The 21,375-nt window shown below is 70.1% G+C and carries 16 protein-coding genes; 7 read left to right on the top strand and 9 right to left on the bottom strand.

Annotated features, from left to right (window positions below; all coding sequences use genetic code 11):
- Nucleotides 1-28: 28 nt before the first annotated feature.
- The 3 genes from OHS81_RS29805 to OHS81_RS29795 form a co-directional block, all read right to left on the bottom strand.
- Nucleotides 29-604: a hypothetical protein gene (locus OHS81_RS29805; protein ID WP_328391514.1), complete on the bottom strand. Its 576-nt coding sequence runs from the start codon at nucleotides 602-604 to the stop codon at nucleotides 29-31.
- Nucleotides 605-806: 202 nt separating this feature from the next.
- Entirely contained in the window at nucleotides 807-1,733 is a 927-nt protein-coding gene (locus tag OHS81_RS29800) for a tRNA (adenine-N1)-methyltransferase (RefSeq protein ID WP_328388314.1), read from the bottom strand.
- A 78-nt stretch (nucleotides 1,734-1,811) separates the two neighbouring features.
- Nucleotides 1,812-3,077 (bottom strand): site-2 protease family protein, encoded by a 1,266-nt coding sequence (locus OHS81_RS29795; RefSeq protein WP_328388312.1) that lies wholly within the window; start codon nucleotides 3,075-3,077, stop codon nucleotides 1,812-1,814.
- Between the two features lie 175 nt (nucleotides 3,078-3,252).
- Here OHS81_RS29795 and OHS81_RS29790 point away from each other — a divergent pair, with 175 nt between their 5' ends.
- Together OHS81_RS29790 and OHS81_RS29785 are read left to right on the top strand one after the other, a co-directional pair.
- Nucleotides 3,253-4,245, top strand: coding sequence for a RecB family exonuclease (locus tag OHS81_RS29790; protein WP_328388310.1), 993 nt, complete (start codon nucleotides 3,253-3,255; stop codon nucleotides 4,243-4,245).
- Nucleotides 4,246-4,300: 55 nt separating this feature from the next.
- Nucleotides 4,301-4,972 (top strand): response regulator, encoded by a 672-nt coding sequence (locus OHS81_RS29785; RefSeq protein ID WP_088796887.1) that lies wholly within the window; start codon nucleotides 4,301-4,303, stop codon nucleotides 4,970-4,972.
- A 100-nt stretch (nucleotides 4,973-5,072) separates the two neighbouring features.
- Here OHS81_RS29785 and OHS81_RS29780 read toward each other — a convergent pair whose 3' ends face one another.
- The 4 genes from OHS81_RS29780 to metH form a co-directional block, all read right to left on the bottom strand.
- Nucleotides 5,073-6,671: an ABC transporter substrate-binding protein gene (locus OHS81_RS29780; protein ID WP_328388305.1), complete on the bottom strand. Its 1,599-nt coding sequence runs from the start codon at nucleotides 6,669-6,671 to the stop codon at nucleotides 5,073-5,075.
- 88 nt (nucleotides 6,672-6,759) lie between these two features.
- Nucleotides 6,760-8,367: an ABC transporter substrate-binding protein gene (locus OHS81_RS29775; RefSeq protein WP_328388303.1), complete on the bottom strand. Its 1,608-nt coding sequence runs from the start codon at nucleotides 8,365-8,367 to the stop codon at nucleotides 6,760-6,762.
- Between the two features lie 363 nt (nucleotides 8,368-8,730).
- Entirely contained in the window at nucleotides 8,731-9,444 is a 714-nt protein-coding gene (locus tag OHS81_RS29770) for an HAD family hydrolase (RefSeq protein ID WP_328388301.1), read from the bottom strand.
- Between the two features lie 261 nt (nucleotides 9,445-9,705).
- Nucleotides 9,706-13,215 (bottom strand): methionine synthase, encoded by a 3,510-nt coding sequence (gene metH / locus OHS81_RS29765; protein ID WP_328388299.1) that lies wholly within the window; start codon nucleotides 13,213-13,215, stop codon nucleotides 9,706-9,708.
- Between the two features lie 270 nt (nucleotides 13,216-13,485).
- On the opposite strand from metH, the gene OHS81_RS29760 reads away from it, so the two are divergent.
- The 5 genes from OHS81_RS29760 to OHS81_RS29740 all read left to right on the top strand — a co-directional run bounded on the left by OHS81_RS29760 (nucleotide 13,486) and on the right by OHS81_RS29740 (nucleotide 19,384).
- Nucleotides 13,486-14,250 (top strand): IclR family transcriptional regulator, encoded by a 765-nt coding sequence (locus tag OHS81_RS29760; RefSeq protein ID WP_328388297.1) that lies wholly within the window; start codon nucleotides 13,486-13,488, stop codon nucleotides 14,248-14,250.
- A 229-nt stretch (nucleotides 14,251-14,479) separates the two neighbouring features.
- Entirely contained in the window at nucleotides 14,480-15,268 is a 789-nt protein-coding gene (locus tag OHS81_RS29755) for an MIP/aquaporin family protein (protein WP_328388295.1), read from the top strand.
- 49 nt (nucleotides 15,269-15,317) lie between these two features.
- A complete protein-coding gene (gene glpK, locus OHS81_RS29750; RefSeq protein WP_328388293.1) occupies nucleotides 15,318-16,868 on the top strand; it encodes a glycerol kinase GlpK in 1,551 nt (516 codons plus the stop codon).
- Between the two features lie 2 nt (nucleotides 16,869-16,870).
- Entirely contained in the window at nucleotides 16,871-18,475 is a 1,605-nt protein-coding gene (locus OHS81_RS29745) for a glycerol-3-phosphate dehydrogenase/oxidase (protein WP_328388291.1), read from the top strand.
- A gap of 237 nt (nucleotides 18,476-18,712) precedes the next feature.
- A complete protein-coding gene (locus OHS81_RS29740; RefSeq protein ID WP_328388289.1) occupies nucleotides 18,713-19,384 on the top strand; it encodes a FadR/GntR family transcriptional regulator in 672 nt (223 codons plus the stop codon).
- A 55-nt stretch (nucleotides 19,385-19,439) separates the two neighbouring features.
- On the opposite strand, the gene OHS81_RS29735 is transcribed toward OHS81_RS29740, so the two are convergent.
- Both OHS81_RS29735 and OHS81_RS29730 read right to left on the bottom strand, forming a co-directional pair.
- Nucleotides 19,440-20,297: an amidohydrolase family protein gene (locus tag OHS81_RS29735; RefSeq protein ID WP_328388287.1), complete on the bottom strand. Its 858-nt coding sequence runs from the start codon at nucleotides 20,295-20,297 to the stop codon at nucleotides 19,440-19,442.
- A gap of 83 nt (nucleotides 20,298-20,380) precedes the next feature.
- On the bottom strand, nucleotides 20,381-21,352 hold the full coding sequence (locus OHS81_RS29730; protein WP_443058877.1) for an aldo/keto reductase: 972 nt from the start codon (nucleotides 21,350-21,352) through the stop codon (nucleotides 20,381-20,383).
- Between the last annotated feature and the right edge of the window lie 23 nt (nucleotides 21,353-21,375).

The raw sequence follows: 21,375 nt of genomic DNA, 5'->3' as shown, positions 1-21,375 counted from the left end.
GCACCGGCCGGACACATGATGTGACAGATCACAGACCCTGGGTGCTCATGGCCGCGGGGAGTTCGCTCTGGACGAACTTCCCGCCCTTCCACTGCCACTTGACGCTCTGGTGCACATCGGGGCAGCAGCGCGGGACGTCGAGCGTGGAGTAGCCCAGCAGGGCCGCTGAGATCGCGCCGTTCTCGACCGTGAGGGTTTGGACCGTGCGGCGGCGGGCGGGGTCGAGGAGTGTCGCCACGATCCGGGGTGCGGCCTCGGGGTCGGACGGCTGCGCGAGGACGTAGACGCCGCTGGGCGGGGTGCCGGTCTGGCTGTGGCAGCGGACCACGGCAACGGTCTCGGTCGTCCCGTCGCCGTCGAGGTCGCCGGAGGCCTTCTTCACCACGTCGAGGCGGTGGGGGCCGCAGTCGACCGGAAAGGTCACCTTGCCCGGGTCGGGGGCCGCCACGGGGCGGGGGGCGGCCGCGGCGACGGGGGAGGTCGTGGCCTTGGCGTCGGGGGGCTGGACGAAGGACGCGGCCGCCATGACCGCCGAGATGGCGGTGGCGGTGGCGAGCCAGTGCATGGGGCGCGGCTGGGTGTGCAAAAGGTCCTGGCCTGCCATGGGCTGCACGCGGGGTAACTCCTGTGAAGTGCTGTACCGGTGGGAGTGCCCAGCATCGTTCCACAGGAGGGTGCGCCAAGGAACCGGCCGGGCCGGAGTTTTCCGTGCAGATCCGGTGGGGGAAACGAAGGAGCGCCGCCGGCGGTTCCCGGTGGGGAACTCGTCGGCGGCGCCGGGTGGTTCGGTGGCCGGATCCGGACGGTCAGCCGCGCTCGGCGGAGCTGCCCCTGGGGGCGGCTGCCTGGTCCTTGCCCGGTCCCGTGTAGTCCTCGCCGTAGGCGCCCTTGGCCGGACGGCGGCGGCGCAGCGGGGGCTCGACGCCGTCGGCGAGCCGGCGGGCGGTCAGCAGGAAGCCGGTGTGGCCGATCATGCGGTGGTCGGGCCGGACGGCAAGGCCCTCGACGTGCCAGGTGCGGACCATGGTTTCCCAGGCCGAGGGCTCGTTGAAGGTGCCGTGTTCGCGGATCGCCTCGACCGTGCGGGCCATCTGCGTCGTCGTCGCGACGTAGGCGCAGAGGATGCCGCCGGGGACCAGGGCCTTGGAGACGGCCTCCAGGCACTCCCAGGGGGCGAGCATGTCCAGGATGACGCGGTCGACGTCGGCGTCGGAGAGGTTGTCCTGGAGGTCACCGACGGTGAGCGTCCATGCGGGGTGCGGGCCGCCGAAGTAGCGCTCGACGTTCTGGGTGGCGATCTCGGCGAAGTCGGCGCGGCGCTCGTAGGAGTGCAGCATGCCGTCGTCGCCGATGGCGCGCAGCAGGAAGCTGCTGAGCGAGCCGGAGCCCACACCGGCCTCGACGACGCGGGCGCCGGGGAAGATGTCGGCCATCGCCAGGATCTGCCCCGCGTCCTTGGGGTAGACCACGGCGGCGCCGCGGGGCATGGACAGGACATAGTCGGGGAGCAGCGGGCGCAGCGCGAGGTAGGCGACGTTCCCGGTGGTACGGACAACGCTGCCCTCGGGAGCACCGATCAGCTCGTCGTGGGGGAAAGCTCCCTTGTGGGTGTGGAAGCTTTTTCCCTCTTCGAGCGTGAAGGTGTAGTGGCGTCCCTTGGGATCGGTGAGCTGGACCTGGTCCCCGACCTTGAAGGGCCCGCGACGGCGGGCGGCACCGGTCGGTTCGGACATGTGACCAGCCTACCGGCCCGTCGGGACGCCGCGGACCAGTGGGCAGGGCGAGTGACCCCGGAGGCGAACCGAGCCCGGTCAAGCAGCCTTGCGGGCCATGGCGGAGACGAAGGCCCGCTCGACGTCGGCGGTGGACAGGACGCCGTAGATCTCGCCGGTCTCCTCGATGACGAGGTATTCGGTGGCGGGGGTGGCGCGCAGGTACTCCAGAAGGTCCTCACCGGCGAGTTCGGCGGAGACCCGCATACCGTCCTTGAGGTCCTGGGCGAGGGTGCCGACGGCGACCCAGGGGCGGCGGTGGTCGGGGACGCCGATGATGGCGGCCTCGCGGACGAGGGCGGTGGGGGTGCCCTGGCGGTCGACGACGACCAGGGCGCGGGCGCCGGCGTCGTTGGCGCGGCGCAGCGCCTCGGAGAGCGGGGTGTCGGTCTCGACCGGGACGGCGCGCCGGGTCAGGGTGCGGGCGGTGAGGTCGGGGAGCCGTTCGCGCAGGCGGGCCATCCGCAGGCTGTTGCCGGCGCCGGTCCAGATGATCGCGGCGAGGATCGCGGCGAGCAGGGCGTCGGTGAGCGAGTCGGCGCCGCCGATCTCGGGGCGGGCGGTGCCGAGGACGCCGGTGTGGGTGAGCAGCGGCAGGCCGATGAGGACGGTGACGGCGAGTGCGCGGCCGACCCAGGCGGCGGCGATGGTGCCGCTCATGGGTTTGCCGGTGATCTTCCAGACGACGGCGCGCAGCATCCGGCCGCCGTCCAGGGGGAGCCCGGGCAGCAGGTTGAAGATCGCGACGATGAGGTTGGAGATCATCAGGCCGGCGAGCAGGACGCCGGGGACGGTGCCGGGTTCGACCAGCTGCATGCCGGCGTAGAAGACGCCGGCGAGGGCGAGGGAGAGCAGCGGGCCGACGAAGGCGAGGACGAACTCCCTGCCGGGGGTCTCGGTCTCCTTCTCGATCTCCGAGACGCCGCCGAAGAACTGCAGCTGGATGCGCCGTACGGGGAGCTTGAAGCGGAGCGCGGCAACGGTGTGGGCCAGCTCGTGGACGAGCACCGAGGCGTAGAAGGCGACCGCGAAGAACAGCGAGACGAGATAGCGGGCGGCGCCGAGCTCGGGCAGTACGCGCTCCAGCTGGCCGCCGAAGACCCAGGTGATCAGGGCGGCGACGAGGAACCAGCTGGGCGCGACGTAGACGGGCACGCCGAAGGGACGGCCCATCAGGATGCCGCCACCGCCGGGCTTCCTCTTGCCCGGCGTGGGTGCCTTGGGCCCGTTGCCGCCCTCGGGCGGCTCGGGCGGCTGGGGCCGCACGGACTCCTCGGGGTCCTGCGACTTCCCGCTCTCGTCCACGGCGTCCCCTCATCGAATACGGCATTCGCCCCTGCTCGGCCTGATATCTCGATCATGCAGGGCGCAGGGGTCCAGGGTCGATGGTATGCGGAGTGCCCCGGCCCGATCCGCTGCGGGGCCCTTGCGGCGGTGACCCGTCCGCGCCTGTCAGTGGCGGGCCGTAGGGTTTTGCGGCATGGGATGGAGCACGGAGCAGGCCGAGGCGGGCACACAGGGCGGGGAAGCCGGGGCGGGCACGGAGGCTGCCGGGTCGGGCACGGAGGCTGCCGGGTCGGGCACGGAGGCTGCCGGGTCGGGGGCGCGGAGCGGGGAGCAGCCGCGGCCGCCGGTGGCGCTGTCGCCGTCGCGGGCGAGCGATTTCATGCAGTGCCCGTTGCTCTACCGCTTCCGGGTGATCGACAGACTGCCCGAGAAGCCGAACCCGGCGGCGACCCGCGGCACGGTCGTGCATGCAGTGCTGGAGCGGCTCTTCGACGCGCCGGCGGCGGAGCGTACGGCCGTGGGGGCGCGGGCGATGGTTCCGGGCGAGTGGGAGAAGCTGCTGGCCAAGCGGCCGGAGCTGGCGGAGCTGTTCGCGGACGACGTGGCGGGTGAGCGGCTGGCACAGTGGCTGGCACAGGCCGAGGCGCTGGTGGAGCGGTGGTTCTCGCTGGAGGATCCGACCCGGCTGGAGCCGGCGGAGCGTGAGCTCTATGTCGAGACGGTGCTGGATTCGGGGCTGCAGCTGCGGGGGTTCATCGACCGGGTGGATGTCGCGCCGACGGGTGAGGTGCGGATCGTCGACTACAAGACCGGCAAGGCGCCGCGGCCGCAGTTCGCCGAGGGTGCGCTGTTCCAGATGAAGTTCTATGCGCTGGTGATGTGGCGGCTGCGCGGTGTGGTGCCGCGGCGGCTGCAGCTGGTCTATCTGGGCAGCGGCGATGTGGTGACGTACGACCCAAGTGAGGCCGATCTGCGGGCCGTGGAGCGGAAGTTGCTGGCCCTGTGGGAGGCGATCCGGCTGGCGACGGAGACCGGCGACTGGCGGCCGCGGCCGACGAAGCTGTGCGGCTGGTGCGACCACCAGGCGCACTGTCCGGAATTCGGCGGCACTCCCCCGGTGTATCCGCTGCCGATCCGCCCGCCGGAGGGCGGTGGGGTGCCGCAGGGCAGAATGGGGGACATCTAGCGCAGTTGCCCTACCAGGCGCCGTTCGCCCGGACAGGCCTATCAAAGGAGAGCTCGTGGCCATCCGCGTCCTGCTGGTCGACGACCAGCCCCTGCTGCGTACGGGATTCCGGATGATTCTGGAGGCGGAGCAGGATCTGGCGGTGGTCGGGGAGGCCGGTGACGGTCTGCAGGCGCTGGAGCAGGTACGGGCGCTGCAGCCCGATGTGGTGCTGATGGACATCCGGATGCCCCGGATGGACGGCGTCGAGGCGACCCGGCAGATCACCGGGCCGGCGAAGGACGGCCCGGCGAAGGTGCTGGTGCTGACGACGTTCGACCTGGACGAGTATGTCGTCGAGGCGCTGCGGGCGGGGGCGAGCGGCTTCCTGCTCAAGGATGCGCCGGCCCATGAGCTGGTGCAGGCGATCCGGGTGGTGGCGGGGGGCGAGGCGATGCTCGCGCCGAGCATCACGCGCCGGCTGCTGGACAAGTACGCCGGGCATCTGCCGTCGGGCGAGGAGCCGGTGCCGGACACGCTGCACACCCTCACCGAACGCGAGGTGGAGGTGCTGAAGCTGGTGGCGCGCGGCTTGTCGAATGCGGAGATCGCCGCGGATCTGTTCGTGAGCGAGACGACGGTGAAGACACATGTGGGTCATGTGCTGACGAAGCTGGGGCTGCGCGACCGGGTGCAGGCGGCGGTGTACGCGTACGAGAGCGGGCTGGTGCGCCCCGGCGCCCAGTAAGCAGCAGCCGGCGCGGGCCTGACGGTCCGGCAGACGGACGACGGCGGGGCCGGCCCGGGGAGATTCCCGGGCCGGCCCCGCCGTCGTGTGACAGGTCCGGTCAGGCCTCGGACGACTTGCTGATCTCCCAGAACCGGAAGACGGTCGAGGGGTCCAGGGTCCATTCCAGGCCGGAGACCCCTTCGCGGGCCACCGCGTACTGCTTGCCCTGCCAGAGCGGGATCATCGGCACGTCCTTCGCGACGATGTCCTGCAGCCGCCGGAATTCGTTCTTGGTGGCGCCCCGGTTCGGCTGGTCGGCCGTCTTGGGCAGCAGTTGCCCGGTGATGGTGGACGAGCTGTAGTGGTTGGCCACCACGCTGTCCTTGCCGAAGAACGGCGCGGTGAAGTTGTCGGGGTCCGGATAGTCGGGGACCCAGCCCTTGACGTAGACGCCGAACCGGCCGGAGGCCACGCCCTGCTCGTACTCCTTGGTGGGCAGGCTGCGCACCTTGGCGTCGAACAGGCCGCTGGCGTTGAGCTGTTCGGCGATTTTCTGGAAAGCGGGGACGGTGCCGGGGCCGAAGCGGTCGGGGGTGGCCCACAGCGTGAGCGGCACCTTGCCGTTGAGGCCGGCGGAGCGCAGCGCGTCCTTCGCCTTGTCGGGCTTGGGGCTGTCGCCGTAGGTGTCGAAGAAGGAGGTGCTGTGACCGGTGATGCCGGCCGGGACGATCGAGTACAGCGGCACCGCGGTGCGCTGGTAGACGTCCCGGACCAGGGTCGAGCGGTCCAGGAGGTAGGCGATCGCCTTGCGGACGCCCAGCTTGCCGGCGACCGGGTCCTTGAGGTTGAAGACCAGGTGCATGACCTCGGCGCTGGCGCCCTCGACGACCTGGGCGCCGTGCTGCTGCTTCAGCGAGGCGTTGTCGAGTGCCGCGATGTCCTTCATGGACAGGCCGCGGTAGGCGACATCGACATCGCCCTTCTCAACGGCCGTCTTGAGCTTGTCGGGGCGGTTGAAGAACTTCAGGGTCATCCCGGAGTTCTTGGCCTTGGCGGGGCCCTTGTACGAGCCGTTGACGCCGAAGACGGCCTTCTGGGAGCTGTAGTCCTTGAGGGTGTAGACGCCGGAGCCGGTGGCCTTGCCGTCGGTGCGCAACCGGTCGGCGGGGTAGTCGGCGTGATCGACGATCGAGCCGGCGCCCGAGGCTATCTTCATCGGGAAGGTCGCGTCGGGCGTCTTCAGCCGGAAGATCACGGTCTTGGCGTCCGGTGCCTCGACCGAGTTGAGCGCGGAGAACATCACGGCGGGGCCGTTGGGGTCCTTGATGCGCCGGGTGCGGTCGAAGGAGAACTTGACGTCCTTGGAGGTCAGCGCGTCACCGTTGCTGAACTTGAGGCCGTCCTTGAGGGTGCAGCGGTACACCTTGCTCTCGCCGTCGGTGAAACCGCAGCGTTCGGCGGCCTCCGGCTCGGGGGTGGTGCTTCCCTTGGGGAAGCTCAGCAGGGACTGGAAGACGTTGTTGAACAACAGCCATGATCCCGGCTCGTAGCCGGACGCCGGGTCGGTGGACTGGACCTTGTCCGTCATCCCCATCACCACGGGCTCGCCGGTGCCGGCCGCCCCCGAGTCGTCCGTGCCGCACCCGGCGACCGCGAGCAGGGCTGTGGTCAGCCCCGCTCCGATCGGGGCGGCCAGCCACTGGTCACGCTTCCTCACTAAACGGTCCTCACGTTCTGGGTGGTGCCTGTCGGGCCGTGGCGGGGAGGCCGCGGCGGGGTGTACTGCATCGGCCGGATCCGCGGGCTCAGTTGGCGACGCCGCGGCCGAGCTCCCAGATCTGCAGCGACGAGGAGGAGTTGAGGGCCCACTCGATGCCGGTGACGTCATCGCGGGCGACCACGTACTGCTTGCCCTGCCACAGCGGGAGGAGCGGTACGTCCTTGGCGATGATCTCCTGCGCCTGCTTGAAGTTGGCGGCGGCGGCGTTGCGGTCGGTCTGCTGCCGGCTGTCCGGGATCAGCTGCGTCTCGATCTTGGTGTTTCGGTACGGGGAGCCGAGGAAGTTCTGCTTGCCGATGAACGGCGCGAGGTAGTTGTCCGCGTCCGGGATGTCGGCGAACCAGCCCATGTTGTACACGCTGTACTTGCCGTGCAGGGCGTCGGTCCGGTACTGCTGCCAGCTGTCGACGCCCTTGACGCTGACGTCGAACAGCTTGGTGCTGTTGAGCTGGCTCTGCAGCGCACGGACTTCCTTGGCGGTGCTGGAGCCGTAGTGGTTCGTGGTGTACGTGAGGGTGAACTTCACCGGGGTGGAGATGTTCGCCTGCTGCAGCGTCTTGCGGGCCGCGGTCACGCTGGGGTTCCCGTACTCGGTGAAGAACGAGTTGACGTGACCGGTGAGACCGGTGGGAACCATCGAGTAGAGCGGGTCGCCGGTGTAGGAGTAGACGTCGCGCACCAGCTCCGAGCGGTTGACGATCTGCGCCATCGCCTTCCGCACGGCCGTGTTGGAGACCGCCGGGTCCTTGGTGTTGAAGGCCAGGTAGCGGATCTCCTGCCCCGGCATCTCCTGGATCATGACGTGCTTGTCCTGGGAGTTCTGCAGGCCCCTGATCTGGTCGGGCGACAGCCCGCGGTACATCAGATCGACATCACCCTTGCGCAGCGCCTGTTCCGTGGCCTTGGAGTCGGCGTAGAAGCGCATCTCGACCTTGTCGTTCTTCACGTTCACCCCGCCCTTGTAGCCGGGGTTCTTGGTGAAGGTGGCCTTGGTGATGCGGTTGTTCCTGCGCTCCGTCTTCACCGTGTACGGGCCGGAGCCGACCACGTCGAAGCCGCTGTAGAGACGGCCCTTGGGGTACACCTCGCTGTCGACGATGGCCGCGGCGGGGGTGGCGAGCTTCTGCGGGAAGGTGGCGTCCGGCTTGCGGAGGTGGAAGACCACCTCCTTGTCGTTGGGCGTCTCGACCTTGTCGATGTCGTCGAGCAGCGCGACCGGACCGTTGGTGTTGTTGATGGTCCGCATGCGGTCGAGGGAGAACTTGACGTCCTGTGCCGTCAGGGCGTGCCCGTTGGAGAACTTCAGACCGCTGCGCAGGGTGCAGCGGTACTGCTCGTTCTGGGTGTCGCGGAACCCGCAGGATTCGGCCGCCTCGGGTACCGGCGCGGTGCCGGTCCTGGGCAGCCGCATCAGCGTCTGGAGGGTGCCGCGCAGCATGTTCCACGCATCGACGTCGTAGGCCTGCGCCGGGTCGAGCGGCGCGGGCGCCGCCTTGGTCGCCTCGATCACGGTGGGGACGCCCACGACGATCGGATCGCCGCCTTCGCCCGCGCCGTCCGTGCTGCCACAGGCTGCGAGAACGGGGGCGAGGAGACCGGCCAGCGCCGGCAGCACCAGGGTCTTGCGATTCATCGTCGGCAGGTTCCTTATCAGCGCAGAGGTGTTGCTCGCGTCGACATTAGTAGGAACGGCCAGCCACTCTCAGACACAAAGGAGTTGCTTCGATATGGGCTCCGGATAACGACGGGCGGGTGATCGATATCCGGACGGCGGAACGATTCGCGCGTTGCTCCACCAATCCGGACACTTACCCCCGCCCAAACCCTCCACCGGACCCCCTGGAACACCCATGCGCCCCCTTGTCGACGGCCCAACACGTGAGAAACGTCACGCATTCAAGGGGTCATGGCGAAGCAACAATTCAGTCAGCGCATTCGTCACGGAAAATGAGCGGGCCGCTCCCCTCAGTCCCGGGGGCCTTTCTCCGGGACACGCTCAGTGCACGACTCCACGGCTTTCCGTGATGAGCGTTCGGAGAAATGGGAGATCGACTTCTTCCAGCGAGGGCACCACCGTACGGCCCGCGGCCGGCGGGATCGGCGTCACCGAGGGCACCGCGACGACCGGGCAGCCCGCGGCCTCCCCCGCGGTCACACCGGTCAGGGTGTCCTCGATGACCGCGCAGCACGCCGGGTCGGCCCCCAGACGCGCGGCGGCCGTCAGGTACGGGTCCGGGTGCGGTTTGGTGCGCTCCAGGTCGTCGCCCGCCAGGGTCAGCCGGAAGTTCTCCGGGCCCAGGGAGTGCAGCATCTGGTCGACGATCGCGCGGTGCGAGGCGGAGACCAGAGCGGTGGGCACCTCGTGGGCGGCCAGCTCGGCCAGCAGTCTGCGAGCGCCCGGCATCAGGGGGACGCCCCGCCCGATCCGGGCCAGGAAGGCGGCGTTGAGCAGCACACTGAGCTCGGTCAGGCTGATGTCGACACCGGTGGCCTGAATCAGATACCCGGCGCTGCGGGTCATCGGGCCGCCGACCACGACCTCGCGGTGGGTGTCGTCGAGGATGTGGCCGAGCTCGGCAAAGACTTCCGCCTCCGCCTCCCACCAGAATCCCTCGGTGTCGACGAGCGTGCCGTCCAGATCGAGGAATACGGCTTGGAGGGTCGCGGCTTCGGCCGTTCGGGTGCCGACTGCGGGGATGCTGCTGGTCATCCATCCACCTCCGTTGCGACGTCCCCGAAGGGACGAAAGGGCCGGTCGCCATCCCCGGCTGGGGAAACGACCGGCCACTACCGGACCGATAAGTGTACGACGGTACGGGCCGGAATGCGTGGTGACGGAGGTCAGGGCCGTCCCCGGGGGATCCGGGGGCGGCCCTGACCTCGGTCACGCGGGACCACCGAGCGTCACGGGGCGGCCCGTGTACTCCCGGGCCGCCCGGGTTCGTGCCGGGTCCGGCCCGGGTTCACCCCGCTACCGCGCGTTGAAGTACTTCGCCTCCGGGTGGTGGATGACGATGGCGTCGGTGGACTGCTCGGGGTGCAGCTGGAACTCCTCGGAGAGCTCGACACCGATCCGCTCCGGCTGCAGCAGGTCGGCGATCTTGGCGCGGTCCTCCAGGTCGGGGCAGGCACCGTAGCCCAGCGAGAAGCGCGCGCCGCGGTACTTGAGCGCGAACATGTCCTCGACGTCGGCCGGGTCCTCGCCCGCGAAGCCCAGCTCGGCGCGCACCCGCGCGTGCCAGTACTCGGCGAGGGCTTCGGCCAACTGGACGGACAGGCCGTGGAGTTCGAGGTAGTCCCGGTAGGAGTTGGCCTCGAAGAGTTCGGCGGTGGCGCCGCCGATCCTGGAGCCGACCGTGACGACCTGGAGGCCGACGACATCCCTCTCGCCGGTCTCCTCGGGGCGGAAGTAGTCGGCCAGGCACAGGCGCCGGCCGCGGCGCTGGCGGGGGAAGGTGAAGCGGGTGCGCTCGGTGCCGTCCTCGTGCAGCAGGATCAGGTCCTCGCCCTTGGACACACACGGGAAGTAGCCGTGCACGACGGCGGCTTCCAGCAGGTTCTCGGTCTGGAGCTTGTCGAGCCAGCCGCGCAGCCGGGGGCGTCCCTCGGTCTCCACCAGCTCCTCGTACGTCGGGCCGTCACCGGTGCGGGCCTGCTTGAGGCCCCACTGCCCCTTGAAGAGGGCGCCCTCGTCCAGCCAGGACGCATAGTCGGCGAGCTGGATGCCCTTGACGACGCGGGTCCCCCAGAACGGCGGCTCGGGCACCGGGTTGTCGATGGCGACGTCGGAGCGCACCGCGCCCTCGGGCTCCTCGACCTCCAGCACGGCCGTGTCCCGCTTGGGCACCCGGCGCTGCTTGAGTTCGGGGAGGGTGGCGCCGGGCACGCCGCGCTTGACGGCGATCAGGGCGTCCATCAGGCGCAGGCCCTCGAACGCGTCGCGGGCGTAGCGGACCTCGCCTTCGTAGATCTCGTGGAGGTCCTGCTCGACGTAGGCGCGGGTCAGGGCGGCGCCGCCGAGGATGACGGGGAAGTCGGCCGCCATCTTGCGCTGGTTGAGCTCTTCCAGGTTCTCCTTCATGATCACCGTGGACTTGACCAGGAGACCGGACATCCCGATGACATCGGCGCGGTGTTCCTCGGCGGCTTCCAGGATCGCCGAGACCGGCTGCTTGATGCCGAGGTTGACCACGTTGTAGCCGTTGTTGGACAGGATGATGTCGACGAGGTTCTTGCCGATGTCATGGACGTCGCCGCGGACGGTGGCCAGCACGATGGTGCCCTTGCCCTCGTCGTCCGACTTCTCCATGTGCGGCTCCAGGTAGGCCACCGCGGTCTTCATGACCTCGGCGGACTGCAGGACGAACGGCAGCTGCATCTGCCCCGACCCGAACAGCTCACCGACGACCTTCATGCCCTCCAGCAGGGTGTCGTTGACGATCTCGAGGGCCGGACGGTCCTGGAGGGCTTCCTCCAGGTCGGTGTCGAGGCCGTTCTTCTCACCGTCGATGATGCGCCGCTTGAGGCGCTCCTCCAGCGGCAGGGCGAGAAGTTCCTCGGCCCGCCCGGCCTTCATCGACTGGGTGTTGACGCCCTCGAACAGCTCCATCAGCTTCTGCAGCGGGTCATAGCCCTCGCTGCGCCGGTCGTAGACGAGGTCGAGGGCGGCCTTGACCTGCTCCTCCTCCAGCCGCGCGATCGGCAGGATCTTGCTCGCGTGCACGATCGCGGAGTCCAGGCCAGCCTTGACGCACTCGTCCAGGAACACGGAGTTGAGGACGATGCGCGCGGCCGGGTTCAGGCCGAAGGAGATGTTGGACAGGCCGAGCGTGGTCTGGACGTCCGGATGGCGCTTCTTCAGCTCGCGGATCGCCTCGATGGTGGCGATGCCGTCCTTGCGGGACTCCTCCTGGCCCGTGCAGATGGTGAAGGTCAGGCAGTCGATGAGGATGTCCGACTCGTGGATGCCCCAGTTGCCCGTCAGGTCCTCGATCAGCCGCTCGGCGATGGCGACCTTGTGCTCGACGGTGCGGGCCTGGCCCTCTTCGTCGATGGTCAGCGCGATCAGCGCCGCGCCGTGCTCGGCCGCCAGCGCGGTGACCTTCGCGAACCGCGACTCCGGACCGTCCCCGTCCTCGTAGTTGACGGAGTTGATCACCGCACGGCCGCCGAGCTTTTCCAGGCCGGCCTGGATGACGTTCAGCTCCGTGGAATCCAGCACGATCGGCAGGGTGGAGGCGGTGGCGAACCGGCCGGCCAGCTCCTCCATGTCGGCCACCCCGTCCCGGCCGACGTAGTCGACGCACAGGTCGAGCATGTGCGCGCCCTCGCGGATCTGGTCGCGCGCCATCTCCACGCAGTCGTCCCAGCGGCCCTCCAGCATCGCCTCCCGGAACTTCTTCGACCCGTTGGCGTTCGTCCGCTCGCCGATCGCCAGATACGAGGTGTCCTGGCGGAACGGCACCGTCTGGTACAGCGAGGCGGCGCCCGGCTCGGGGCGCGGCTCGCGGGGGGTGGGGGCGGTGCCGCGGACCCGCTCGACGACCTGCCGCAGATGCTCCGGAGTGGTACCGCAGCAGCCGCCGACCAGGGAGAGGCCGTACTCGGCGACGAAGGTCTCCTGGGCGTCGGCCAGCTCCGCTGCCGTCAGCGGGTAGTGCGCCCCGTCCTTGCCCAGCACCGGCAGGCCCGCGTTAGGCATGCACGCCAGCGGGATACGGGAGTGCCGGGCCAGGTAGCGCAGGTGCTCGCTCATCTCGGCGGGGCCGGTGGCGCAGTTCAGGCCGATCATGTCGATGCCCAGCGGCTCCAGCGCCGTCAGCGCGGCACCGATCTCCGACCCCAGCAGCATGGTGCCGGTCGTCTCCACGGTCACCGAACAGATCACCGGCAGGTTGGTGCCGGTCGCCTTGAGCGCCCGGCGGGCACCGAGAATGGCGGCCTTGGTCTGCAGGAGGTCCTGGGTGGTCTCCACCAGCAGGGCGTCCGCGCCGCCGGCGATCATGCCCTCGGCGTTCTGCTGGTAGGCGTCACGCAGCGTGACATACGGGGCGTGGCCCAGCGTCGGCAGCTTGGTGCCGGGCCCCATGGAGCCGAGGACGTAGCGCTGCTGCCCGGTGGAGGCGGTGAACTCGTCGGCCACCTCACGGGCGATCCGGGCGCCGGACTCCGACAGCTCGAAGACCCGCTCGGGGATGTCGTACTCCGCGAGCGCGGCGAAATTCGCACCGAAGGTATTGGTCTCCACGCAGTCGACGCCGACCGCGAAGTACTCCTCGTGCACCGAGCGCACGATGTCGGGCCGGGTGAGGTTGAGGATCTCGTTGCAGCCCTCGAGCTGCTGGAAGTCCTCCATGGACGGATCCTGCGCCTGCAGCATGGTGCCCATCGCCCCGTCGGCGACCACCACCCGCGAGGCAAGCGCCTCACGCAGGGATGCGACGCGAGACGTGTTGTCGGACGTTGGCGTGTTCGAGGCCATGGAGATGCTCCCGTGGTTGCGACGGCTGTCGGCTTTGCACCCTCCTTCAGAGGGCGCACCCGGCCAGCGTAGCTGCCGGTCCGGTACACGTGTTCCCCGTTCCACGCCGTGGACAGCCCTGCTCCGCCCCCCTTCCACCCCCCTGCGCGCACCGTCCTTGATCGTTGGCAGACTCCGTTCGCCCAGCAAAAGGTCGCGGAACGCTGACTCCAGTCGGCATGGACCGATATCGTTCAGCATTGTCGAACCGCTCACTTCGGAGGTTGCCCGATGGCACGCACCATCCAGTCGCTGGAGCGCGCCGCAGCGATGCTGCGGCTGCTCGCAGGAGGGGAACGGCGGCTGGGACTCTCCGACATCTCCTCCTCGCTGGGACTGGCCAAGGGCACCGCCCACGGGATCCTGCGCACGCTGCAGCAGGAGGGCTTCGTCGAGCAGGACGCCGCGTCCGGCCGCTACCAGCTGGGCGCGGAGCTGCTGCGGCTGGGCAACAGCTATCTGGACGTGCACGAGTTGCGCGCCCGGGCCCTCGTATGGACCGACGACCTGGCCCGCTCCAGCGGCGAGGCCGTCTACCTGGGCGTCCTGCACCAGCAGGGGGTGCTGATCGTCCACCACGTCTTCCGCCCGGACGACAGCCGGCAGGTGCTGGAGGTGGGCGCGATGCACCCGCTGCACAGTACGGCGCTGGGCAAGGTGCTCTCGGCGTACGACCCGGTGGCGCACAGCGAGATCGTCGAGGCGGACCGGACGGCGTTCACCCCGCACACGGTGACCGGGCTGGGGGACTTCGAGCGGCTGCTGGACCTGATCCGGGCGCGCGGCTGGGCCGCGGACGTGGAGGAGACCTGGGAGGGCGTGGCGTCGGTGGCCGCGCCGATCCATGACCGGCGGCGGATGCCGGTGGGTGCGGTGGGTGTCACGGGGGCGGTCGAGCGGGTCTGCCAGGAGGGCGATCTGCGGCCGGAAATCATCGCCGCTGTGAGGGATTGCGCACGCGCTGTGTCCCGGGATCTTGGTGCAGGGCGATTCTGACCGGATTCACCCCATAAGTTCACCTAAGTTTTTCGCCACGGAACCCTTGACGGGGTTCTACCGGTGAACAAAACTGCCGTTCGTCGGTCGGCATTGTCGAACACCTAACGGCAATATTCGCTATGGTGGGGCATTGCCGCGGGCCGACCATCGCCCTCTCGGAGGGCGCGGACCACCGGACGGGACCCGGGGTTCGTCTTCCCCTGGACGAAGGACAAAGGAGTCGCGGGTGTCCAGCTCCGACATCTTCATCAGCGAGACCATCGGTACCGCTGTTCTGATCTTGCTCGGCGGCGGCGTCTGCGCCGCCGTCACCTTCAAGCGCTCCAAGGCGTTCAACGCCGGATGGGTCGCCATCGCCTTCGGGTGGGGCTTCGCCGTCCTCACGGGTGCCTACATCGCCGTGAAGTCCGGCGCCAACCTCAACCCTGCGGTCACCATCGGTCTCGCCATCAAGGGCGGCATCGAGTGGAGCCAGGTGCCGGTCTACTTCGGCGGCGAGATGCTCGGCGCCATGATCGGCGCGGTGCTGGTGTGGATCACGTACTACGGGCAGTTCCAGGCCCATCTGAGTGACCCCGAGGTGCTGGCCGACCACACCGGCGAGGAGGGACTGGTCGACCAGTCGGCCGCGCCGTCGGCCGGACCGGTCCTCGGCATCTTCTCCACCGGCCCGGAGATCCGGAACGCGGTGCAGAACCTGGCCACCGAGATCATCGCCACCACCGTGCTCGTGCTGTCGATCCTCACGCTCGGTCTGAGCGACAACGGCAAGGGCGTCGGCGTCATCGGCACTCTGCTCGTCGCGCTGGTCGTCACCGGCATCGGCCTGTCGCTCGGCGGTCCGACCGGGTACGCCATCAACCCGGTCCGCGACCTCGGCCCGCGCATCGTGCATGCGCTTCTGCCGCTGAAGAACAAGGGCGGTTCAGACTGGGGCTACGCCTGGATCCCGGTCGTCGGCCCGCTCATCGGCGGAGCCATCGCCGGAGGCATCTACCAGGTGGCATTCGCCTGAGCCGCCTGACCGCCCCGACTCCGCCCGCACAGACTTCTTGGAGCACCCCATGAGCGACACCACCAGCGCTTCCTCCCACGGGCACGGCCCGTTCATCGCGGCGATCGACCAGGGCACCACGTCCAGCCGCTGCATCGTCTTCGACAAGGACGGCCGGATCGTCTCGGTCGACCAGAAGGAGCACGAGCAGATCTTCCCGAAGCCGGGCTGGGTCGAGCACGACGCCACCGAGATCTGGAACAACGTCCAGCAGGTCGTCGACAGCGCCGTCCACAAGGCCGGGCTGACCGCTGCCGACGTCAAGGCGATCGGTATCACCAACCAGCGCGAGACCACGCTCCTGTGGGACCGCACCACCGGTGAGCCGGTCCACAACGCCATCGTCTGGCAGGACACCCGCACCGACGCGCTCTGCAAGGAGCTCGGCCGCAACGTCGGCCAGGACCGCTTCCGCCGCGAGACCGGCCTGCCGCTGGCCTCGTACTTCGCCGGCCCGAAGATCCGCTGGCTGCTCGACAACGTCGAGGGCCTGCGCGAGCGCGCCGAGCGCGGCGACATCCTCTTCGGCACCATGGACTCCTGGGTCATCTGGAACCTGACCGGCGGGGTCGACGGCGGCGTGCACGTCACCGACGTCACCAACGCCTCGCGCACCATGCTGATGAACCTCCACCGCCTGGAGTGGGACCCGAAGATCCTGGCGTCGATGGAGATCCCGGCGGCCGTCCTGCCGGAGATCAAGTCGTCCGCCGAGGTCTACGGCCGCACCACCAGCGGTGTGCTGGCCGGTGTCCCGGTCGCCTCGGCGCTCGGTGACCAGCAGGCCGCGCTGTTCGGCCAGACCTGCTTCGAGCAGGGCGAGGCCAAGTCCACGTACGGCACCGGCACGTTCATGCTGATGAACACCGGCCACGAGCCGGTGAACTCCTACAACGGCCTGCTGACCACGGTCGGCTACCGCATCGGCGAGCAGCAGCCGGTCTACGCCCTGGAAGGCTCCATCGCCGTCACCGGCTCGCTCGTCCAGTGGATGCGCGACCAGATGGGCCTGATCAACAGCGCGGCCGAGATCGAGACCCTGGCCAGCACGGTCGAGGACAACGGCGGCGCGTACTTCGTGCCGGCCTTCTCCGGCCTGTTCGCCCCCTACTGGCGCTCGGACGCGCGCGGCGTCATCGCGGGCCTGACCCGCTACGTCACCAAGGCGCACATCGCGCGCGCCGTGCTCGAGGCCACCGCCTGGCAGACCCGCGAGATCACCGACGCCATGACCAAGGACTCCGGCGTCGAGCTGACCGCGCTCAAGGTCGACGGCGGAATGACCTCCAACAACCTGCTGATGCAGACCATCTCGGACTTCCTGGACGCGCCCGTGGTGCGCCCGATGGTCGCCGAGACGACCTGCCTCGGCGCTGCCTATGCGGCCGGACTGGCCGTCGGCTTCTGGTCCAGCACCGACGAGCTGCGCGCCAACTGGCGCCGGGCCGCCGAGTGGACCCCCCGGATGGATGCGGCCACCCGTGACCGCGAGTACAAGAGCTGGCTCAAGGCTGTGGAACGTTCCATGGGCTGGCTCGATGACAGCACTGTCGAGGAGTAAAAATGAGCACCCTGCAGAGCGCCCCGGCACTCGGGACGCACCCGGCCAGTGGTTCGCACGCGAGCCGCGCCGAGACTCGGGAGCAGCTTTCCAAGGCGACGTACGACCTCCTGGTGATCGGCGGCGGCATCCTGGGCATCTCCACCGCCTGGCACGCCGCCCAGGCCGGACTGCGGGTTGCCCTGGTGGACGCCGGTGACTTCGCCGGCGCCACCTCCTCCGCCTCCTCCAAGCTGCTCCACGGCGGTCTGCGCTACCTGCAGACCGGCGCGGTCAAGCTGGTGGCGGAGAACCACTTCGAGCGGCGTGCGGTGTCCCGCCAGGTGGCACCGCACCTCGCCAACCCCCTGACCTTCTACCTGCCCGTCTACAAGGGCGGCCCGCACGGTGCGGCCAAGCTCGGCGCGGGCGTGTTCGCCTACTCGGCGCTGTCCGCGTTCGGCGACGGCGTCGGCCATGTCATATCCCCGGCCAAGGCGCAGCGCGACGTGCCGGAGCTGCGGACGGACAACCTCAAGGCCGTGGCCGTGTACGGCGACGACCAGATGAACGACTCCCGGATGGCCCTGATGACCGTCCGTGCGGCGGTCGAGGCCGGCGCCACGGTCCTCAACCACGCCGAGGTCACCGGCCTGCGCTTCACCCAGGGCCGGGTCACCGGTGCGGAGCTCAAGGACCGGATGGAGGGCGAGGAGTTCGGCGTCAACGCCCGCCTGGTGCTCAACGCCACCGGCCCGTGGGTGGACCACCTGCGCACGATGGAGGACCCGAACGCGGCCCCCTCCATCCGGCTGTCGAAGGGTGCGCACCTGGTCCTCAAGCGGACCGCGCCCTGGAAGGCCGCGCTGGCCACCCCGATCGACAAGTACCGCATCACCTTCGCCCTCCCCTGGGAGGACATGCTGCTGCTGGGCACCACGGACGAGGAGTTCGAGGGCGACCCGGCGGATGTCTCCGTCACCGAGAAGGACACCGCCCAGATCCTGGACGAGGCGGCCTTCTCCGTCCGCGACCAGCAGCTGTCGCGTGATCTGATCACCTACTCCTTCGCGGGTCTGCGGGTGCTGCCCGGCGGCCCCGGCGACACCTCCAAGGCCAAGCGCGAGACGGTCGTCACCGAGGGCAGCGGCGGCATGCTGTCGGTGGCCGGCGGCAAGTGGACGACCTTCCGGCACATCGGCCGTACGGTCATGAACAAGCTCGCCGCGCTCCCCGGCCACCCGCTGGCCGAGGACATGGAGCCGATCGCGCACCTGCCCAAGAAGCTCCCGCTGCCCGGTATCGCCAACCCGAACGCGGTGGCGCACCGGCTGCTCGTCGACGGCGGTACGCCCGGTCCGCGGATGGCCCCGGAGACCGCGCGGCACCTCGCCACCCACTACGGTTCGCTGTCCTTCGACATCGCCCGGCTGGCGAACGAGAACCCGGCGCTGGCCGAGCGCATCCACCCGGACGCGCCGGAGATCTGGGCGCAGGTCGCCTACGCGCGGGACAACGAGTGGGCCGAGACGGTCGACGATGTGCTGCGCCGCCGCACCACGCTGATGATCCGCGGCCTGGACACGGAGGACGTGCGGACCAAGGTCAAGGACATGCTGGCCGGCTGACGGCGGCACACGGCCGCTGCCGGACGGCGGCCGGGGAGCTGACGGCGCCTCACGGTGACGTACAGCGCAGGACGAGGGGGCGGTTCACGGGGCCGCCCCCTCCGTCGTATCCATGGGCTAAGCCGCGTACGGGAGCGGACGGGGGCGGCGTACCGGGCCATAATGGGCCCAGACATCGGATGTCTGTGACGGCATCCGGGCGGCGGTATCCGGGCGGGTGCGAACGGGGAGGTCGGCATGGCGGTCACCGACGAGGCCATCGAGAAGATCAAGGGCATGATCGTCTCCGGCGCGCTGCGGCCGGGTGACCGGCTGCCGAAGGAGAGTGAGCTGGCGGCCGAGCTCGGCCTGTCCCGCAACTCGCTGCGCGAGGCGGTCCGCGCGCTCTCCCTGATCCGCATCCTGGACGTGCGCCAGGGCGACGGTACGTATGTCACCAGCCTCGATCCGCAACTCCTGCTGGAGGCCATGAGCTTCGTGGTGGACTTCCACCGCGATGACACCGTGCTGGAGTTCCTTGCCGTCCGCCGGATCCTGGAGCCGGCCGCCACGGCCATGGCGGCCGGCCGGATCGGCCTGGAGGAACTGAACGCCCTGGAGGCCCAGTTGAACGCGCTGGGGCCGAGTCCTTCGGTGGAGGACCTGGTCGCCTGCGATCTGGAGTTCCACCGCGGGATCGTCGCGGCGTCCGGCAACTCCGTGCTCTGCTCACTGCTGGACGGGCTGTCCGGGCCGACCACCCGGGCCAGGATCTGGCGGGGGCTGACGCAGAAGGACGCGGTGGCCCGCACCCTCACCGAGCACCACGCGATCCTCGGCGCGCTGCGCGACCGGGACGCGGAGGCGGCGCGGGCGTGGGCGACGGTGCATATCGCCAGTGTGGAGCAGTGGCTGCGCGCGTCGCTGTGAAGGCCGGTGCCGCCCGGCGGTTGCCGCCCCGCGGCGGGTGGGATCCGGACGCGGTTCAGCGGCCCGGCGACTCCTGCCCGGCCGGCGTCCCGACGCCGTACACCCGCCCCGCCGTTCCCCCGAAGACGTCCGACCGTTCCGCCGGGCCGAGGTGGGCGGTCGCCGACTCCGCGAGCGCCACGACGTCTTCGTAGCCGGCCGCCAGCGTGCACACCGGCCAGTCGGAGCCGAACATCACCCGGCCCGGACCGAAGGCCTCCAGGACGTGCCGGGCATAGGGCAGGATCTGCTGCGGCCGCCAGGCGTCCCAGTCGGCCTCGGTGACCAGCCCGGACAGTTTGCAGCTGACGTTCGCCGGCCCGGCGAGCGCGGTGAGGGCGTCGGCCCAGGGCTGCCACTCCCCCGTCGCGACCGCCGGTTTGGCGGCGTGGTCCAGCACGAAGGCCAGCTGGGGCACGGCGCGTACGGCGGCGTGCGCGGCGGGCAGTTCGCGCGGGGTGACCAGCAGGTCGTAGACCAGCCCGGCGTCGGCCACGATGGCCAGGCCCCGGAGCACGTCCGGACCAAGGAGCCAGTCGGGATCCGGTTCGTCCTGTACCTGGTGCCGGATGCCCACCAGTCCGGCGGGCAGCGCCGCGAGGACTTCGGCGAGCGCCGGGTCGCGCAGGTCGGCCCAGCCGACGACGCCGGCCACCGGCCCCTCCCCCGCCGCGAGGGTGAGCAGTTCGGCGGTCTCCTCGTACGAGGACGACGACTGGACGAGGATCGTGCCGTCGAGGCCGTGCGCGGCCAGATGCGGGGTGAGGTCGCTCAGCGCATAGCCGCGGCGGATGGGATCGGCCCACGGCCCGTCCATCCACGGCTGCTCGCGCCGGGTCGGATCCCACAGATGGTGGTGGGCGTCGATACGCATCAGGGGCGCGCTCCGGGGTCGGGTGCGGCGGGCTCGGGCCGTCGGGCCCGGGGTCGTCGGCATCGGCATCGGCGTCATCGGGCTCAGTCCTGCAAGGGCAGCGGCAGATCGGGGTCGAGCAGGCCGCGGGCGACGAGCGTATGCCACAGCTCGTCCGGGATGTGACGGGTGAACAGCGCGGCATTCTCGGCCATCTCCTCAGGCCCGGCGGCACCGACGACGGCGGAGGCGACGGCACGGTGCCCGAAGGGGAACCGGAGCGCGGCGGCCTTGAGGGGAATGTCGAACTGTGCGCAGACGGCGTCGAGTTGACGCGCCCGGTCGAGGAGGGCGGGCGGCGCGGGCGCGTAGTTGTAGGGCGCGCCGGGTGACGGGTCGGCCAGCAGACCGGAGTTGTAGACGCCGCCGACGACCACGGAGGTGCCGCGGCGCTCGCACTCCGGCAGCAGATCGTCGAAGGCGGTGCGCTCCAGCAGGGTCCAGCGGCCGGCGCAGAGCACCACGTCCACATCCAGGTCGGCGACCAGGCGGGCCAGCAGACCGCTGTGGTTCATGCCGAAGCCGATGGCGCGCACCCTGCGCTCGGCGCGCAGCTCGGCAAGGGCGGGGAAGCCGGTCTCGTACACCTCCCGCAACTGGTCCTCCACGTCGTGGAGGTAGACGATGTCGACGGCGTCCACGCCGAGCCGCTGCAGGGACGCGTCCAGCGTGGCGCGGATACCGTCGCGGGAGAGGTCCCGTACCCGGGCCCGGGCGGGGGTGTCCACAAAGCCCTCGCCGTCCGGCCGCTCCCCCGGTGCGAGCGGCCGCAGCCGGCGGCCGACCTTGGTGGAGAGGGTGTAGGCGGTGCGGTCGCGGCCGCACAGCGCCCGGCCGAGGCGTTCCTCGGACAGGCCCACGCCGTAGTGCGGGGCGGTGTCGAAGTAGCCGGCGCCGGTGGCGAGGGCGGTGTGGACGACGCGCTGCGCCTGCTCGTCGGGGATGGCGCGGTAGAGGTTGCCGAGCGGTGCGCAGCCCAGGCCCAGGGGCGGGACGGTGACACCGGTCCGTCCCAGCTCCCTCGGCCCCTGCGGGGGAC

Source organism: Streptomyces sp. NBC_00400 (genome assembly GCF_036048035.1).
Lineage (GTDB): Bacteria > Actinomycetota > Actinomycetes > Streptomycetales > Streptomycetaceae > Streptomyces.
The sequence above is the reverse complement of the archived record's forward strand: the minus strand, read 5'-3'. Positions and strand labels throughout refer to the sequence as shown.

What these genes read in the sequence shown, in the direction of transcription:
- OHS81_RS29805 (WP_328391514.1), bottom strand. Translation starts at nt 604, where the DNA reads ATGGCAGGCCAGGACCTTTTGCACACCCAGCCGCGCCCCATGCACTGG.
- OHS81_RS29800 (WP_328388314.1), bottom strand. Translation starts at nt 1,733, where the DNA reads ATGTCCGAACCGACCGGTGCCGCCCGCCGTCGCGGGCCCTTCAAGGTC.
- OHS81_RS29735 (WP_328388287.1), bottom strand. Translation starts at nt 20,297, where the DNA reads ATGCGTATCGACGCCCACCACCATCTGTGGGATCCGACCCGGCGCGAG.
- glpK (WP_328388293.1), top strand. Translation starts at nt 15,318, where the DNA reads ATGAGCGACACCACCAGCGCTTCCTCCCACGGGCACGGCCCGTTCATC.
- OHS81_RS29775 (WP_328388303.1), bottom strand. Translation starts at nt 8,367, where the DNA reads ATGAATCGCAAGACCCTGGTGCTGCCGGCGCTGGCCGGTCTCCTCGCC.
- OHS81_RS29760 (WP_328388297.1), top strand. Translation starts at nt 13,486, where the DNA reads ATGGCACGCACCATCCAGTCGCTGGAGCGCGCCGCAGCGATGCTGCGG.
- OHS81_RS29790 (WP_328388310.1), top strand. Translation starts at nt 3,253, where the DNA reads ATGGGATGGAGCACGGAGCAGGCCGAGGCGGGCACACAGGGCGGGGAA.
- metH (WP_328388299.1), bottom strand. Translation starts at nt 13,215, where the DNA reads ATGGCCTCGAACACGCCAACGTCCGACAACACGTCTCGCGTCGCATCC.
- OHS81_RS29770 (WP_328388301.1), bottom strand. Translation starts at nt 9,444, where the DNA reads ATGACCAGCAGCATCCCCGCAGTCGGCACCCGAACGGCCGAAGCCGCG.
- OHS81_RS29740 (WP_328388289.1), top strand. Translation starts at nt 18,713, where the DNA reads ATGGCGGTCACCGACGAGGCCATCGAGAAGATCAAGGGCATGATCGTC.
- OHS81_RS29745 (WP_328388291.1), top strand. Translation starts at nt 16,871, where the DNA reads ATGAGCACCCTGCAGAGCGCCCCGGCACTCGGGACGCACCCGGCCAGT.